The following is a 16,193-nucleotide window of genomic DNA, read 5'->3' on the forward strand; positions in this document are numbered from 1 at the left end:
CTCGATCCGCTCCCACAGGCTGTCCCGCACGATCCACGGAGGCTGCTCGCCCTTCTTCACGGAAGATGATCAAAGCTGCCCGGCAGCCACCGTGGGACCAAAGTGATCATTTTGTTAGGACCTCTTAACCGATTTCGCTAAGACCCGTCACATACCACGGGCCTCCGGCGATCTGCCCAATGAGGTGTTAGTTCACGGAGCTGGGGCGGACGACCAGATGAGGGGCGTCAGTGCGATGAGTCATGCGTTGGGTGAGGGCCGTGTTCCGACGGCCGCGGACGAGGACATTCGGCGGGTGGGACCGCCCGAAAGTCACCCGGAGGCGCCGCGGCGCCGGGAGGGGCGGACATGAGCGGTCCTCGAGGCGGATCGGTGACCCCCGATCTGACCATCGGCGTCGTCGGACCACACGATCTGGTCGAGCGCGTCATGCTCATGGGCCACGGCCCCACTCCGGTGCCGAGCCGCCTCGTCGCGGCCGCGTACCGCGACGAGCAGGAGGCGGCGGACAAGGTCGTACGGCTCGGGTCGGGGGTGGACGTCTGCCTGTTCGCCAGCCCCGTCCCGTACGAGTTCGCCCGTAAGGCGGGCGTCCTCACGATGCCGGCGACCTTCGTTCCCCTCAACGGCGCCGCACTGCAGGGGGCGCTCCTGCGCGCCGCACTCGACGAGCAGCACGAACCCTCGCGCGTCAGCATCGACGTGCTGAGCCGCGCGGAGGTCGAAGAGGCGTACGGCGAGATCAACCTCAGCACCGAGCACGTGCACTTGCGGGAGGAGGCGGCCGGACCGGGGACTCTTGCGGCCTTTCACGAGCGTTTGTGGCGCCGCGGTGCCACAAGTGTCGCGCTCACTTGCGTCCACGCCACGGCCGAGCGGCTCGAGCTGGCCGGTGTGCCGACGCTCCGCATCCGGCCGACGGGCGCGGCGATCCGGTCCGCGCTGCAGACCTCGGCCCTGCTCGGCGCCCACCACCGGCTGGAGGAGTCCCAGCTCGTGGTGGTGGTCGTGGACGTTCCCACGCTGCGCGAGACGCCGCGGCGCGTCACGCCGCGCTACTGGCGCGAGGAGCTGAAGCTGTCGCTGCAGCGCCTCCTCCTGCAGGAGGCGCACCGGATGAGCGCCGCCGTCTGGCCGCTCGACGACCACAGCTACCTGGTCACCGCCACCCGCGGCTCGATCACGGCGGCGACCGAGGGGTTCCGCACCCCGCCCTTCGTCGAGCGGGTACGGGAGGAGCTGGGGCTGGCCGTCGAGGTCGGCATCGGCATGGGCCGCACCGCCCAGGAGGCGGAGACGCACGCGCGGGCGGCGCTGGCCCGCTCGCAGACGTCGCAGCGGGCGCAGGGCTTCGCGCTCGACCGGGACGGCCGGGCGCTCGTGCCCGCCCCGCGGACCCCGCCGCGCGCTCCGGCGCCGGCCAAGCCGAAGGGCCTGGAGATCCTCGCCCGCCTGGCCGACAAGCTGGGCGACCAGCCGGGGGAAGAGGGCCCCGACGGCAAGCAGCCGCTCATCGTGGACGCGGAGAACGCCGGGAAGATGCTCGGCGTCACCCCGCGCACGGCCCGGCGGCTGCTGCGGACGCTGGTGGAGGAGGGCCTCGCCTGGCCGCTGCCGCCCAACCGGACCCCGCAGCCGGGCCGTCCCCGTCAGCTGTACCGCCTGATCGTCGAGAAGCTCGGGCCGAAGGCCGGCTGATCCCTCGGCGATCCGCCGGCGGATCCCTCAGCGGCCGGGCCGTCGGCCGCGTGCTCGGCGGATCCGTCAGCCGCGTCGCCGGCGGATCCGGCGGCCGGTCCGGTGGCGGATCGGTCCGGTGGCGGATCGGTCCGGTGGCGGATCGGTCCGGTGGCGGATCGGCCGCGGCGGGGGGGGCCGCGCGGTAGTGCCGGGCGGCCCACGGCACGGCGCGAGCACGACATTCCGGTCAAAGCCCGCTCCGGAGCCATATCCGGGAAATGCGGCCGCTCTGTCGGACCGTTGGTCAACATAATGGTCATGGCCGTATTCGGCCACTTCAGCGCGTGCCCTCAACTCGGCGACCGCCGCGAACGTCGCATACGTAGTGTCGGGATCCCGACGCTCTCCGTCGTTCGAAACAAGGAACGCCATGGACGGAAACCGGCCGGTTCCCGGATACCGGCAGATCCGCCTTCTCGGCCAGGGCGCCTCGGGCACGGTCGTCCTGTCCGTCCACGAGGCGACCGGCACCCCCGCCGCCATCAAGTACCTCTCCGAGGAGCTCAGGTCGGACGCCGGCTTCCTCGACGGGTTCCGTGCGGAGGCGCGGCTGCTGGCCGAGCTGACCGATCCCCACGTCGTCGGCCTGTACGAGTACTACGAGACACCGACGACCGCCGCCTTCGTCATGGAGCTCGTCGACGGCGTCACGCTCAAGGACGTCCTCAAGACGCAGGGACCCACCGGACCGGAGGCCGCGCTGGTCGTCCTGAAGGGCTCGCTGCGCGGCCTGGCGGCCGCGCACGCCGCCGGGGTCGTCCACCGCGACTACAAGCCCGCCAACGTCCTGATCCGCGACGACGGCGAGAGCAAGCTCGCCGACTTCGGCATCGCGGTCCGCGCGGACGAACACGCCACCGCCTCCGGCACGCCCGCCTACATGGCGCCCGAACAGTGGACGACCGGTGCCGTCGGACCGGCGACCGACGTGTACGCCGCCACCGCCGTGTTCTACGAATGTCTCACCGGCGAACGCCCGTACCCCGTCGAGGGGCTGTGGGCGCTGGCCGCCGCGCACCGGCTCGACCCGATCCCGGTCGACCGGGTTCCCACGGGACTGCGCGGCCTGGTCGCGCGCGGCCTCGCCAAGGACGCCGCCGGCCGGCCGGCGTCGGCCGAGGCGTTCCTCGCCGAGCTGGAGGAGACGGCGCTCGCCGAGTACGGCCCGGGCTGGGAGGAGCGCGGCCGGGTCCGCCTCGCCGCCCTCGCCGCGCTGCTGGCCTATCTCTTCCCGCTCTCCCAGCCGATCGCCGCCGGCGGCACCGCGCTGGCGCTGACGCGCCTGGGCAAGAGCAGGCTCCTGGTCGTGGCCGGGATGGCGGCGGGCGCGCTGCTGGCGGGCGGCGGCGGGGCGTACGTCCTGGCCGACTCCCACCACCGGCTCGGCGCAGGCGCCACCGCGACCTCGACGCCGTCCGTGGTGGCCGAGCCGAACCCCTCCCCGAGCGACACCGTCTCACCGTCGCCGAGCCCGTCGCCGTCGGACAGCCCCACGCCGTCCGGGTCGACGCCCACGCCCGGGACGACGTCGCCGTCCGCCCCCGGTGGCCCCGGCGCGACGACCGCGCCCCCGGCCAAGGGCCCGACCAGCCCCGTGGTCGTCGTCCCGACGCCCACGCCCACCCCCACGCACACCGAGCCGGCCCCCACAGTGGTCACGGGGATCAAGGTCGAGGGCGTCTCCACCGGCTCCGCCGCCCGCGCCGCCGCGGGGTACTCGGTGACCGCCCGCATCAGCGTCACCGTCAGCGGACCCGGCACCGTGAGCGTCGCCGTGACCTTCGCCGCGAACCGCGCCGGCGACCACTCCACCACGGAGTCCGTGACCGGTCCCGGCACGCACTCGCTGACGTCCACCTACCACTACGAGAGCTGTCCCGGCACGTCGGTGACCGTCACCGCCTCGGCGGACGGTCACTCCGACTCCGGCTCCGCCTCCTTCGGCTGCGGAATCGAGTGAGGGCCATGGACGAGACGCGGCGCGACCTCCACGCGACCGGACGCGACCTTCACGAGACCCGGCGCGACCTGGACGAGACGGCGCGCGACCTCGACGAGACGCTGCGGCCGGCCGCCGATGGAACCGACGGGATCCTGCCGTACGAGGAGCCCGAGCGATCCGGGGGCGACCGCACCCTGCCGCCCGGCGACGGTTCCACCCTGCGGTTCGGGCCCGGCGTTCCGGCGGAGGTGGCGAAGAAGTGGAGCGGGGGCGGCCGGCGTCGGCGGCTCGGGCGCCGGATCGCCGGCGGGCTGCTGACCCTGGGCGTCGCCGCGCTCGCCGGCCTGATCGTCTGGTGGCTGCTGCGCGGGGGCACCGGGGTCGCCGTGACCGGCGTGGACGTCAGCGCGCCGACCGCGATGCAGTCCTGCGACACGACCGTACGGCTCGTCGGGACGATCCGGACCAACGGCGGCTACGGCGACGTCAGGTACCGCTGGCGGCGCAGCGACGGCCAGGTCTCCGGGGTCCTGACCGAGAGCGTGCGCAAGGGGCAGCGCTCGGTCCGGGTCCCGCTGCGCTGGACCGTGAAGGGCGAGGGGACCCTCCACGCGGTCGCGACGCTGGAGATCGTCCAGCCGGGCGGGCCGGGCCTGCGGGCCTCCGGCGCCTTCGACTACGCCTGCGGGTGACCGCTCCGGCCGGATCCGTGGGGGCGAGGGCCGAAAAAGAGCGTGGCGCGCAGAAGGGCGTACCCACTAGCGTGTAATGAGCCATGACCACACAGACTCATGACTCCCGCTCGCCGTTGACCTGGACGACCCTGTCGATCGTGTACGTCGTCTGGGGCTCGACCTATCTCGGTATCCACTACGTCGTCCAGACGATGCCGCCACTGATCAGCGCCGGGCTCCGCTTCATCGTCGCGGCCGCCGTGCTCGCCGCCGTCCTGGCGATCCTGCGCGGCCCCTCCGTGCTGCGCGTGCCGTGGCGCCGTCTCGGCACCGCCGCCCTCGTCGGCCTGCTGCTGCTGACCGGCGGCAACGGCATGGTCGGCATCGCGGAGCAGCACATCTCCTCGGGCCTGGCCGCGCTGCTGGTCGCGAGCGTTCCGCTGTGGCTGGTGCTGTTCCGGGTGGCCACGGGCGACCGGCCGCCGGTCGCGACGGTCGCGGGGGTGCTGGTCGGCTTTGGCGGCCTGGCGCTGCTGACCCTCACGCGCGGCGGCGGCTCGGGCGACGTGACCGGCGTGGCCGTGATCCTGATCGCCTCACTGTCGTGGTCGATCGGGTCGTTCCTGTCGTCCCGGCTGCCGATGCCGGAGAACCCCTTCGCCGCCAGCGTGTACGAGATGGCCGCGGGCGGGGTCGCCCTGCTCGCCGCCGGGTTCGGGCGCGGCGAGACGCTGCACCTCGGCGAGGTCTCGCGGGCGTCCTGGCTGGGCCTCGCCTACCTGATCGTCTTCGGCTCGCTCGTGGCCTTCACGTCGTACGTCTGGCTGCTCGGCAACGCCCCGATCTCGCTCGTCGGGACGTACGCGTACGTCAACCCGGCGGTGGCGGTGCTGCTCGGGGTGGCGTTCGCCGGCGAGCACGCCTCGTGGGCGATCCTCGCCGGCGGACTGATCATCATCCTGGGGGTCGGCCTCGTCGTGTCGACGGAGCGCCGGCCCCGTACGGACGCGGAGCCGGGCCCGGCGGCCGCAGTCGAACCGGCCGCCGCCGAGCCCGCGGCTCAGGAACCGCCGCGGTAGGCCTCCGCGACGGCGAGGAACGCGTCGTTCTCCTCGGGCGCGCCGATCGACACGCGCGCGCCCTCGCCGGGGAACGGCCGTACGCTGACCCCGGCGGCGTCGCAGGCGGCGGAGAACCTCATCGTGTCCTCCCCGAGCCGCAGCCACACGAAGTTCGCCTCGGCGGGCGGCACCGTCCAGCCCTGGGCGAGCAGCGTGTCGCGGACCCGCTCACGCTCCTTCACGGTCGCCTCGACGCGTTCGAAGAGCTCGGCCTCGGCCTCGAGGGAGGCGATGGCGGCCACCTGGGCGACGGCGTTCACCGTGAACGGCAGGTAGGTCTTGCGCACCTGCTCGGCGATGTGCGGCTGGGCGACCATGAAGCCGACCCGCAGGCCCGCCAGCCCGTACGCCTTGGAGAAGGTGCGCAGAATGGCGAGGTTCGGCCGGTCGCCGTAGAGGGTGAGCCCGTCGGGGACCTCGGGGTCGCGGATGTACTCGTGGTAGGCCTCGTCGAGGACGACGAGGCAGTCCTCCGGCACCCGGTCCAGGAACTCCTCCAGCTCCGCGCGCCGTACGACCGTGCCGGTCGGGTTGTTCGGGTTGCAGACGAAGATCAGGCGGGTCCGGTCGGTGATGGCGTCGGCCATCGCCCGCAGGTCGTGGGTCTCCTCGGCCAGCGGCACGCGGACCGAGGTGACGCCGGCGAGGTCGGCGAGGGTCGGGTAGGCCTCGAAGGACCGCCAGGCGTACACGACCTCGACGCCTGGCTCGCCGACGGACTCCAGCAGCATCTGGGCGACGCCCACGGAGCCGCAGCCGACGGCGACGTGCTCGGGCGGAACGCCGAACCGCCCGGCGATCGCCTCGACCAGTGCGACGCAGCCGTTGTCGGGGTACCGGTTGACCAGCTCGCCCGCGCGGCTGATCGCCTCGAGCACCGAGGGCAGCGGCCCGTACGGGGACTCGTTCGAGGACAGCTTGAACGACCGGCCCTCCGGCGACCGGGCGACCTTGCCGGGCTTGTACGCGACGTAGTCGTCGAGCACGGAACGGAAACGTGGCATGCGCTGCTCGGACACCCTTGTCCTCCCGGGACGGAGACGTACGAGATCACTGTACGAAGCTTGACGGGGCGCTGTCGCCACCGGCGGCCGGTCAGAGCACGCCAAGGGCCGCGAACGGCCATGAACCGCCCGTCGGCGGGCCGGGGCCCCGGGAGCCCGGGGGACTAACCGAGCCGCTCGAGCTCCCGGATGAGCGCGCAGATGGCGACCACCCGGATCGTCTCGAAGTCGAAGTCCTCGTCCGGCCACCAGCCGCGCTCGATGGCGGCGTCGGTGAACTCGTCGAGGTACTCCCGCAGGAACTGCGGGGTGAGCTCCCGGCCCGACCCCGCGACGAGGTCGCGGATCGCCGCCGCGTGCTGGTCGACCGCCGCGGCGAGGCCCGGCAGACGTCCCATCGCCGCGACGCCTTCTTCGCCGACCTCGCCGATCATCTGGCGTACGAGCTCGCGTGCAACGTCCTCAGGCATGGCAGGAAGGTACCAAAACCGGACAAATGCCCCATCAACAGCCCGGGCGCATCATCGGCGGGTGCAGTGACTCGGCGCTGCCCCGGCGGTAGAGGCGCGCCGGCCGCCCGCCGTCCCGCGTCGTCGTGCGCTCCGTCGGCACCAGGAAGCCCTCCGCCTTGGTCACCTTCCGGTGGAAGTTCCGGGGGTCGAGCGGCGTGCCCCACACGATCTCGTACACCCGCCGCAGCTCCGCGACGGTGAACTCCGGCGGACAGAACGCCGCGGCCAGCGGGGAGTACTCCAGCTTGGCGCGGGCCCGCTCGACCCCGTCGAGCAGGATGCGCCGGTGGTCGAACGCCGCCTTGTCGCGCTCCGTCAGATCGCCGACCGGCTCCCACAGCACCTGCGCCCGGCTGGAGGCGGGCAGGTCCGGAGCGAGCCCGAGGTAGGCCACGCTGACCACCCGCTGCCGCGGGTCGCGGTCCGGGTAGCCGTAGGTCGCCAGCTGCTCCAGGTGCACGCGCACCCCGGCCAGGCCCGCCCGCTCGGCCATCAGCCGCTGGGCCGCGACGGGCAGGTCCTCGTCGAGCTGTACGAACCCGCCGGGCAGGGACCAGGCACCGGAGTACGGCGCCCGGTCGCGGCGCCAGACGAGCGCGCACAGCCGATGCTCGCGAACCGTGAGGACGACGAGATCGACGGTGACGGCCACCCGCGCGTCGGTCATGCCGTTACGCTATCGGGCCGCGCGGCCTCCGAGGGCCGAGAGCGAACGCTCCGGCCCTCATCACATCAGGCGGCGTTCCTCGCCGGCCCGTACGCGATCGAAGGTCGAATGGACGGCAGGAACAGCTTCGGGTGTGGCCGGGTTCGGAACCGACCGGCACATCCCGGTCACCAGTGCGCGGGCAACGTCTCCGGGAAGCGCCAGATCGTGCGGCTGTCCCAACGGATCTCCTTCTCCGGAACGGCGAGTTCGATGCCGGGCAGGCGGGTGACGAGCGTAGTGAGGACGGTCTCAAATACCAGGCGGGAGAAGTGTTGACCCACGCAGGCGTGCTGGCCCGCGCCGAACATCAGGTGTTTGGTGCCGGTCCGGGAGTCGTCGAACTCCGCCGGGCGCTCAAAGACGGCCGGGTCGCGGTTGCCGCTGGCATACGAGTAGACCACCGACTCTCCTGCCGCGATGGTCACGCCGTCGAAATGCACGTCTTCGAGCGCGACCAGCGCCGGGCCGAATCCGACGAGCACCTGGGTGTACCGGGCGGTCTCTTCGATGAATCGGGGGATGCCGGCCGGGTCGGAACGGAACCTCTCCACCTGCCCAGGGCGTGTCAGCATGGCGTAAAGGATGTCGCCGAGCAGCGCGTTCGTCGGGGCGATGCCGATCGCCAGCAGCTGGCCCAGAGCCGTGATGATCTCTCCGTCGGTCAGACCGCCGGGGGCGGCTATCAACCGGCTCGCCATGTCGCCGCCCGGATGCGCGCGACGTTCCTGGAGCAGTTCGGCTAGATAGCCGAACAAGCCCTTCTTGGCTGCGGCGGTTTCCTCGTGCCGCTCCGGTTCCATGCTGAAGAGCGCGGTGGTCCACCTGCGGATGTCATCCAGCACCGGCCGGGGGATGTCCATAAGGCGGCCCATGACGGTCAGCGGGACCCTGGAGGACACGGTCTCGATGAGATCGCCCGGCCGGCCGTGCCGCACCAGGTCGTCGATGGCCGCTTCGACTACCTGCTGCACGACTTCGGAGTAGGCACGCATCCGCCGGTGGTTGATGCCCTTGCCGATCGACTCGCGCATCATGGCCGACCGCGGGAGGTCTTTGCGCTGCACGGCATCCGGCGGCACGATGAACGTCGGCGTGACGCGAGGCGGGTCCACGGTGACGCCCAGCGCTGCCCTAGTGAAGCGGGAGTCGTTGGTCACGGCCTGGATGTCCGAGTAGCGGGACAGCAGCCAAGCGGGATCGCCGTAAGGGAGTGTGATCCGGGTGATCGGCGCGTCCGCGAGGAGGACGGCAAGGTCGGCGTCGAGTTCCAGGCCGTCGATGGCCTGGCCGATCACCGGTTTGGGGGAGGGCGTCACGACGACGCCTCTCCGCTGAGCGCCCGGGTCAGGGACGGCGCGTCGTAGGCGTTCTCCCAGTGCTCGGCGCTGCTAGAGCAGGCTTGCAGATAACGGGCATCCGAGCTCCCTCTCTCCACTTAAAAATAAGTGCCGTCGGCAGTTGCCTGCCGACGCCAAAGTGTGCCCCAGACCAGCGATGGATGATGACTGGTCCGACACCGATAGGGCCCAACCCTTTTGAGCTGGGCTGAAAATAGCGTAAGGCCGAACACTATTACCTGCGAGCCTGATACACGTCGCCTGTCCGTGTCAGAAGATGATTCGTGTTCGGCAGCGTCGGAATCGGAACCGAGTGAGCCGGAGAGCTCTTCCGCTGCTCGCGATGCGACAGATACGACAACATCGGTGCCGCGGCGAAGGTGATCGACTGTGTCAGGAAGCCATACGCTATCGCCATGGACAGGATGCCCATCGGCAGGACGGTCACCGACAGTACGGTGAATGCCAGGAAGACCACGGCGAATACGCCCTCTGCGGCAGCGCTCTGCAAAGCTGCGAACCTAGGCTGTATTCGGCGGAACTTATCGGTCCTTCGCCAGATGGCCTTCCGGCCCAGGAGAGCCGCCAGTGAGGCTTGGCCTATCGTGTAGGTGAGCGCCTTTGAGGCCAGCGCCCATCCGACGTAATCACGGATATCGTATCCCAAGATGTTCCGGCACAGGGTCCAGCGCAGGGCCTGCCTGCCGATGGATATGGCGGCGAAGGGGACGATCCAGGCAAGCGGAAAGGGCCAGGTATCGTGGTGCGCGATCATGGAGAGCAGGAGCGCCGGTCCGAGCACCAGGCCGGCGAAACGGATTCCCTCAATCGCGTTCTTTACACCATGGTTCGCGTGGTAGATCCGTTGGGTGAGGTCAAGCATCGACGGTATCCGTCGCCTCCCCGGACGAAAAAGCCCGGCATGCCTGCGCAGCTCCTGTACCGGGCCGTAGGTCCATCGAAATCGCTGCTTCTTGTAACCGCTCCAGGTGTCGGGTATCAGGCCCCAGCCGTAGGGCCGCTCGACGTAGGTCGACGTGTATCCGCAGGCGTGAATGCGGATGGCCAGCTCGGAATCCTCGGTCAAACACCACTCCGCCCAGCCTCCGGCCCTATCGAGAGCGGCCAGGCGGATCAGCGACATGGTGCCCACCGTAATGCCTGCACGATTCTCGTCGAGCCCGATCATGTCGGAGTAGAAGAATCCGCGGTATTCCGCATTGGCCATGCTGCGGAAGACCGACGACTCGTGGTCACGGTATGCGTGCGGGTACTGGACGAAACCCATGCGGAGATCTACGAAGTGGCCGACTGCGTGCGTGAGCCAGTCCGGGGCCACCACGTAGTCGGCGTCGACCACGCCCACCAGTTCGGTGCCGGGGTTCATATATGGCCGAGCCCAGTTCAGCGCGCCCGCCTTGGCACCGGTGATTCCTTCAACGTGCAGGAATCGGAATCGCGGGCCCAGCATCGCACAGTGACGCTCCACCGGCCGCCACAGGTCCTCATCGGCCGTGTTGTTGTCGATGACCAGCACTTCGTAGTTCGTGTAATCCAGCTGACTCAGTGCGTTGAGTGTCCGGATGACGATTTCTGGCGGCTCGGCGTGGATCGGCACCTGCACCGAGACCATTGGCGCGTACCCCGGCGGACAGGGCTTTACGCTGCTGCGCGCCCTACGCCATCTGCATCGCAGCATGATCTGCCACCGCTCGAGTTGCGCCAACAGGTCGGACGGCAAAAAGACGGTGTACAGGATGGCACCGGCCGATACCAGGAATATCGTCTCGGCGCTAACACCATGTTCGATGATGTATCTCAGGAACACTGTGGTCCAGACGACCGGCAGCACGCACAACACTGCGATCGTCACCATGAACACCGAACCCGCCGGCCAAAAATCGGTTAGTTTCCGCCCCGTCAGGACACCCGCCACGCCCCCGGAGCCTGCGACGACGAGAGCGAGCAGCGGATCACCGCCGAATGCCACGCTGATCGACCACCCTGCTCCGAAGCACAGGAAGTTGACCAGGGGAACGCTTTGTTGTAGCCGAGAGCGTTGATATAGCCCTCGGTGACGAGGGTTGCGGGACATCAAGATGGCGCTGAGCATCTGAGCGACGCAGAACACGGTAACTATGGTTATAACGCCGTTCAAACCTCACCTCTCTCAATAGATGGCGTTCGGGATCCGGCTTAAAGATGACAGCACTATCTGCTGCGGCGTGCAGCAACGGTAGGACGCGATAAGGATCACTTGCGTTATGGACGATGCGTTAAGGAGCGGCGGCCATCTTTGAATGGGCGCATACGACAGCCTGTGACCAGGCTTCCCGAGGCTTACTCCTGAGAGTCCGAGAGAGAGTCGAACAACTCTCCTGCTCCCGACCGCTTCTTAGCTGCAATGACAGGCCTGTTTCGAGGCCGTATCAGCCCCGAGCTATACCCGTCTGAGCCACCGAACAGCAGCACTGAGGGTGGCGGCTCCGGGTCGGAGGTGGCAGCAAGGGGTCGCCATCGACCTTGTTCGGCTGCGAACGTGAGGGCCTTGTGGGTGACTCCTGAGCTCAGCCATCGGCGCGCCGGCGTCCGGGCCGCCGGCCCCCGCCGTGTGCGGTGACGGCGATCTGCACGTCACAGGCGGCTCGCCATTCAGAGAACGACGGGTCGAGGAGGGGAGTCAGTTTTTGTGGCCGACCTGTAGTTAACAGTTGTTACTGTCAGGGTTCATCACACAGGAGATGTCGCGGCTCCACGGAGCATGCCATACATTGCCGACGGCGACGCAATTGCCGTAGGTTGGTGATCACGCCACTCTTTGCCAATCGTTGGCGACTCCCGCAGTGCCTGCGGTAGTGACGCCCGCCGCCGCGATCCCCGCGGCTGCCAGTCCATTGACCAGCACTTTATGCAACATGCAAAGTCTTTCTGTCAGATATGACGATATCACCATCATCGCCCGTGCGTGCCGACGATCTTATCTTCACCGCAGGCTGTCGAGTTATCGGCAATGTTGCCTATTCTGTCAAGGTAGGCAGTTCGCCCACGGTCAGCGTGGCCCCCACGGCTCCCAGGGCGTTCGACCTACGCGGAACCCGGGCTACGGAGGTCCGCCCGCCGTGACTTCCCGTTCGTCTGCACGAGCGGGTACGGGCATCCACCGCTCCGGGCCCGCGTCACTACGGCGCGGGGCCGGCCGCTGTCTGAGATCCACCATCCGCCCCGCCCGGATTCCGCGGAGGAGAGTCTGTTACCGCACCGCCGCTGCGGAACTGAAAGCGGGAAGATGCACACCGAGGCAGCCAGTAATGACGTCCCTTGAGCTGGCAGGCTTTGGACGCGTCTACCGGATCCGTGACTGGTGAGCGGGGCGGCCTGCAAGTCGCCGTAGGCCTGTCGGACGTGCCGGAACGGGCGGCCTACGGCGGCACTTGCGCCGCCGCCTTGGCAGCTCCTCGGCACCGTGACCGGTCACCGCTTCGAGGTCGCCATCGTGATCGCGCTGGCGTACGGGATGCGCAGCGGTGAAGTGGCCGGGCTGCACCGTTCGGCGCCCTGGCTCCCATGGCCATAGGCAGAGGTGCCGCGTGATGGCCGATGCCGGTGTCAGCCGCCTTCCGGCGCGCCTCGTGCGTCCTGAAGACGCCGCCGATGCGCTGGTAGTCGGACGGACGAAGGTCTACGAACTGATGCCCTCGGGGGCGCTCCGCCCGGTGAAGATCGGTGGCCTCCGGAGGATTCCGGCGGCTGCGCTCGCCGAGTTCGTCGCTCAGCTCGAAGAGGAGGATGCGGCACCTGGACGGTCTGGCCGCGCGCCTTCCGAGGGCCGGGAGCGCGATGCTCCAAGCCCTCTTCCGGCCCGGCGCCGCCCAGGACGACCGACGGCTCGAGGCGCCATCCGGCTCCCGTACGGCTCGAGGCGCCGCCCCGATCACGGCAAGGAGCGGGAGGGCGGCGTCCGTACGGCCCGGGGAACCACCGGGCCGTACGGACGGCGGGCCGGGTCATCAGGCCGCGCCGCCGGTGTCCGCAGCCGTTCCCGGCGCGGCCTTCTCCGGCGCGGCCGGCGCCGTCCCGCCCGCCCTGCCGTCGCGGACCGCGATCTCCTGCTGCCCGTTGTTCATCGACGCGAGCAGCTGCCGGGCGACGCCGAGACCGGTGCCGCCGAGGGTGAGCGCCTTGGCGAGCATGTCCTCGACGCCCTCCGCCCCGTTGAGCACGACCATGTTGTCGACGTTGCCGAACACCTTCGCGCCGGCGGCGACGATCTCGGGCCAGTTCTCGGCGAGCTGCTGGGCGATGACCGCCTCCTGGTTCTCGGCGAGCGCGTCGGCCCTGGCCTTGATCGCCTCGGCCTCGGCGAGGCCCTTGACGCGGGTGGCCTCGGCCTCGGCCTGGCCGGTCATCTTGGTGGCCTCCGCCTCGGCCCGTGCCCGGGCCACCTCCGCCTGCCGCTCGGCCTCGGCGAGGGTGACCCGCTCGTACGCCTTCGCGTCGGCGGGCTTGCGGACCTCGGCCTCCAGGGCCTTCTCCCTGCGGGCGGCCTCCAGCTCGGCGTTCTTGGTCTCCTTCAGGATGACCTGCTGGCGGGCCTCGGCCGCGGCCTGGTCGACCTGGCCCTGGTACTCACGCTTCTTGATCTCGGTGTCGCGGATCTGAGCGGCGTTGGCCTGCTCGGCGAGCTGCTCCGCCTGGGTGGCCTCCTGGTTGCGCTGTGCCTGGGCGATACGGGCGGCGGAGGCGACGGCGGCGGAGTTCGGCTTGCCGAGGTTGTCGATGTAGCCGACCTCGTCCTCGATGTCCTGGATCTGCAGCGAGTCGACGACCAGGCCGAGCTTGCCCATCTCGTCGGCGGACGAGGTGCGGACCTGGTTGGTGAGCCGGTCGCGGTCGCGGAGCAGGTCCTCGACGGTGAGGTTGCCGACGATGGAGCGCAGGTGCCCGGCGAACAGCTGGTGCGTCTTGTCGTCCATCTGCTTCTGCTGGTCGAGGAAGCGCCGGGCGGCGTTGGCGATCGAGGTGAAGTCGTCACCGACCTTGTAGATCACCACGCCGCGGACGTGCACCTTGATGCCCTGGGAGGTCACGCAGGTGACCTCCAGCCCGGAGACCCGGGTGTCCAGCGAGAGCCGCCGGCAGGTCTGGAAGCCGGGCAGGACCATGGTGCCCTTGCCCGTCGTGATCTTGAAGCCGAGACTCTCGGCGGTGTCCCGGTTGTGCGCGCGCGCACCGAGCCCGGAGATGATCAGCGCCTCGTTGGGCTCGGCGACCCGCCAGATCGCCTTGAACAGGACGGCGATGACTATGACGGCGACGACCACACCGATCGCCACGGCGACTATCGGCATCTGCTCCTCCTAGGGAGCCGTGCGGTTAGGACGTCAAATAGACGCAGAGGAGACGTAGACGGTTCGCGGTGGGTGGTAATCCATCACGACCACGAGAGAACCGACCGCCATCTCCTCGCCGTCGATCGCCGGGTAGGCGTAGAACGCCTCCACCCCGCCCCGGATCGCGATCATCACCTCGCCGACCAGGCCTGGACCGATCTTGCCGGTCACCCGGCCCTGCCTGCCCACCACGGCGTTCCTCCTTCTCCCACGGGCACCGTACCCGCCGCGATGATCCCGCCTCTAGAGCGCGGCCGCCCGAGGTTCCACGGGGACGTTCACGGCAGGATGCGTTCGGCCTGCTGGTACGCCTGCCGGGCCAGGTTCTCGGCCTCGTCGCGGGTCGCGTTGGGCCCGAAGAGGGTGATGGTGGCGAGGTATCCGCGCGAGCGCAGCACGACGTACCAGGTCTTCACCGTCGCCGTGCCCGTCGTCGTCGCCACGCCGACGGTCCGGGTCGCCTCGCCGATGCGCGCGCCCCGTGCCTCGACGATCGTGCCGGTCGACGAGCGGCCGCCGACGGTCGTGTGGAAGGTGCGGCACGAGGCGGGGACGCGGAGCCCGACCTCCTGCGCGGCCGCGTCCGGGCCGACCGCCATCAGCGTCTCCGAGACGGTCTGGTCCCGGCCCTTGGCGAACGCGGTGAACGCCGAGGGCGCGGTCCAGACCTCCTTGTTCGAGGAGACGGCGCGGGTCGACGACGCGCATTCGGGTTTGTCGAGTTTCGCGGCCTGCTGCATCTGGAGGGAATTTCGCACGGACGTGAGCGCGCCGTACTGCCCCGATTGCGGCACCCCTGAATGCTCATATCCGGGAATGTCGGTGAGCAGCGCCTGAGTCAGCTGATCGGCGTTGTACCGCTCCGAGGCCGGCGGCCCCGTCGGCGCCGTGGCCGTGGGCTCGGGCCGCCGGTCCTGGCTACAGCCGGCCGCGGCCACGAGCAGAAATGCGATGGCGTAGAAGCTCCGCGATGTCACATCGAATGACGATATCGCACTTACCGACTTGAACCCTCGAACGCCCACGATCGCCCGCCGCCGTCACACGCACGGTAAAAAGGAAGTGCGATGCCGAGGGCGCATCTACATTGTCCAACTCAGTGGGCTATTCGGGGGAAACGAATGCTCCGCAGATCGTTCGTCATCATTTCCATAATGCTGCTCGCCCTGTCCGGGTGCGGCGGCGGCACCAAGAACAAGCCGGAGGCGCAGCCTCCGGCCGCCGGCGCACCGGCGGCCCCGGGCGCGACCGGGCAGGGGGCCTACGGGCAGACGGCCACCCCGGCGGCCTGCCCGACCAAGAGGGAGCGGCACTTCGTCAAGACGCGGTTCCTCACCAACGCCGGCCTGGCGGCGGGCACGTTCCGGCGCTACATCTACAAGCCGTTCCGGGCGGGCGCGTTCAACAGCGGCGCGCCCAAGCGGAAGCGGTCGATCATCAAGGCGGGCGCGGCGGCGGTCTTCGCCTTCGACCAGCTCCGGCGGGCCCGGGCGAACGCCCAGGCCGACCCGACCCTCTGCAAGGTGCTCATCGGGCCGATCGACAAGCTCAGCGCGTCGATGAAGGACCTGTCCGGCAAGCTCAAGGGCGGGACGGTCGACCCCACGGAGATCACTTCCGTCGCCGGCGGGGTCGACGGGTTCCACAAGGACGCCGCGAGCGCGGGCGCCGGCTTCCAGGACAAGAACCCGCCCGCGAGCGCGGTCGGCGGCTGAGACGGCCGTTCGGTGACGATCGCGTGCCGTCCGCCGTTCCGGACCACGC

General features: G+C 69.8%; 13 protein-coding genes and 1 pseudogene. 6 read left to right on the forward strand and 8 right to left on the reverse strand.

The features are described 5' to 3' along the window. Window positions 1-414: 414 nt before the first annotated feature. The 4 genes from NE234_RS34300 to NE234_RS34315 all read left to right on the forward strand — a co-directional run bounded on the left by NE234_RS34300 (window position 415) and on the right by NE234_RS34315 (window position 5,435). Window positions 415-1,698, forward strand: coding sequence for a transcriptional regulator (locus NE234_RS34300; protein WP_252785277.1), 1,284 nt, complete (start codon window positions 415-417; stop codon window positions 1,696-1,698). A 412-nt stretch (window positions 1,699-2,110) separates the two neighbouring features. Beyond that, window positions 2,111-3,700: a serine/threonine-protein kinase gene (locus NE234_RS34305; RefSeq protein WP_252785060.1), complete on the forward strand. Its 1,590-nt coding sequence runs from the start codon at window positions 2,111-2,113 to the stop codon at window positions 3,698-3,700. A 5-nt stretch (window positions 3,701-3,705) separates the two neighbouring features. Next, on the forward strand, window positions 3,706-4,374 hold the full coding sequence (locus NE234_RS34310) for a hypothetical protein (RefSeq protein WP_252785061.1): 669 nt from the start codon (window positions 3,706-3,708) through the stop codon (window positions 4,372-4,374). An 83-nt stretch (window positions 4,375-4,457) separates the two neighbouring features. Further along, a complete protein-coding gene (locus tag NE234_RS34315; RefSeq protein WP_252785062.1) occupies window positions 4,458-5,435 on the forward strand; it encodes an EamA family transporter in 978 nt (325 codons plus the stop codon). Here NE234_RS34315 and hisC read toward each other — a convergent pair. From hisC to NE234_RS34340, 5 genes are all read right to left on the reverse strand, one after another. Beyond that, window positions 5,417-6,481, reverse strand: coding sequence for a histidinol-phosphate transaminase (gene hisC, locus NE234_RS34320; protein ID WP_252785063.1), 1,065 nt, complete (start codon window positions 6,479-6,481; stop codon window positions 5,417-5,419). The two genes, NE234_RS34315 and hisC, sit on opposite strands and share 19 nt — an antisense overlap. Window positions 6,482-6,645: 164 nt before the next feature. Further along, window positions 6,646-6,951, reverse strand: a complete 306-nt coding sequence (locus NE234_RS34325; RefSeq protein WP_252785064.1) for a DUF6401 family natural product biosynthesis protein — start codon at window positions 6,949-6,951, stop codon at window positions 6,646-6,648. Between the two features lie 34 nt (window positions 6,952-6,985). Beyond that, window positions 6,986-7,660: an NUDIX hydrolase gene (locus NE234_RS34330; protein WP_252785065.1), complete on the reverse strand. Its 675-nt coding sequence runs from the start codon at window positions 7,658-7,660 to the stop codon at window positions 6,986-6,988. 167 nt (window positions 7,661-7,827) lie between these two features. Beyond that, on the reverse strand, window positions 7,828-9,018 hold the full coding sequence (locus NE234_RS45585; RefSeq protein WP_252785066.1) for a cytochrome P450: 1,191 nt from the start codon (window positions 9,016-9,018) through the stop codon (window positions 7,828-7,830). A gap of 256 nt (window positions 9,019-9,274) precedes the next feature. Continuing rightward, a complete protein-coding gene (locus tag NE234_RS34340) occupies window positions 9,275-11,029 on the reverse strand; it encodes a glycosyltransferase (RefSeq protein WP_252785067.1) in 1,755 nt (584 codons plus the stop codon). 1,600 nt (window positions 11,030-12,629) lie between these two features. Between NE234_RS34340 and NE234_RS44700 the strand changes: the two are divergent. Beyond that, window positions 12,630-12,800, forward strand: a pseudogene (locus NE234_RS44700) (helix-turn-helix domain-containing protein); the annotation flags it as partial. 246 nt (window positions 12,801-13,046) lie between these two features. Here the strand turns inward: NE234_RS44700 and NE234_RS34345 are convergent. From NE234_RS34345 to NE234_RS34355, 3 genes are all read right to left on the reverse strand, one after another. Further along, complete coding sequence (locus tag NE234_RS34345) at window positions 13,047-14,387, reverse strand: flotillin family protein (protein ID WP_252785068.1); 1,341 nt, start codon at window positions 14,385-14,387, stop codon at window positions 13,047-13,049. Between the two features lie 33 nt (window positions 14,388-14,420). Beyond that, window positions 14,421-14,621: a hypothetical protein gene (locus NE234_RS34350; protein ID WP_252785069.1), complete on the reverse strand. Its 201-nt coding sequence runs from the start codon at window positions 14,619-14,621 to the stop codon at window positions 14,421-14,423. 86 nt (window positions 14,622-14,707) lie between these two features. Continuing rightward, entirely contained in the window at window positions 14,708-15,406 is a 699-nt protein-coding gene (locus NE234_RS34355; protein ID WP_252785070.1) for a hypothetical protein, read from the reverse strand. 177 nt (window positions 15,407-15,583) lie between these two features. On the opposite strand from NE234_RS34355, the gene NE234_RS34360 reads away from it, so the two are divergent. Then, a complete protein-coding gene (locus NE234_RS34360; protein ID WP_252785071.1) occupies window positions 15,584-16,144 on the forward strand; it encodes a hypothetical protein in 561 nt (186 codons plus the stop codon). Window positions 16,145-16,193 lie beyond the last annotated feature (49 nt).

It is taken from the genome of Actinoallomurus rhizosphaericola (assembly GCF_024055675.1).
GTDB lineage: Bacteria > Actinomycetota > Actinomycetes > Streptosporangiales > Streptosporangiaceae > Actinoallomurus > Actinoallomurus soli.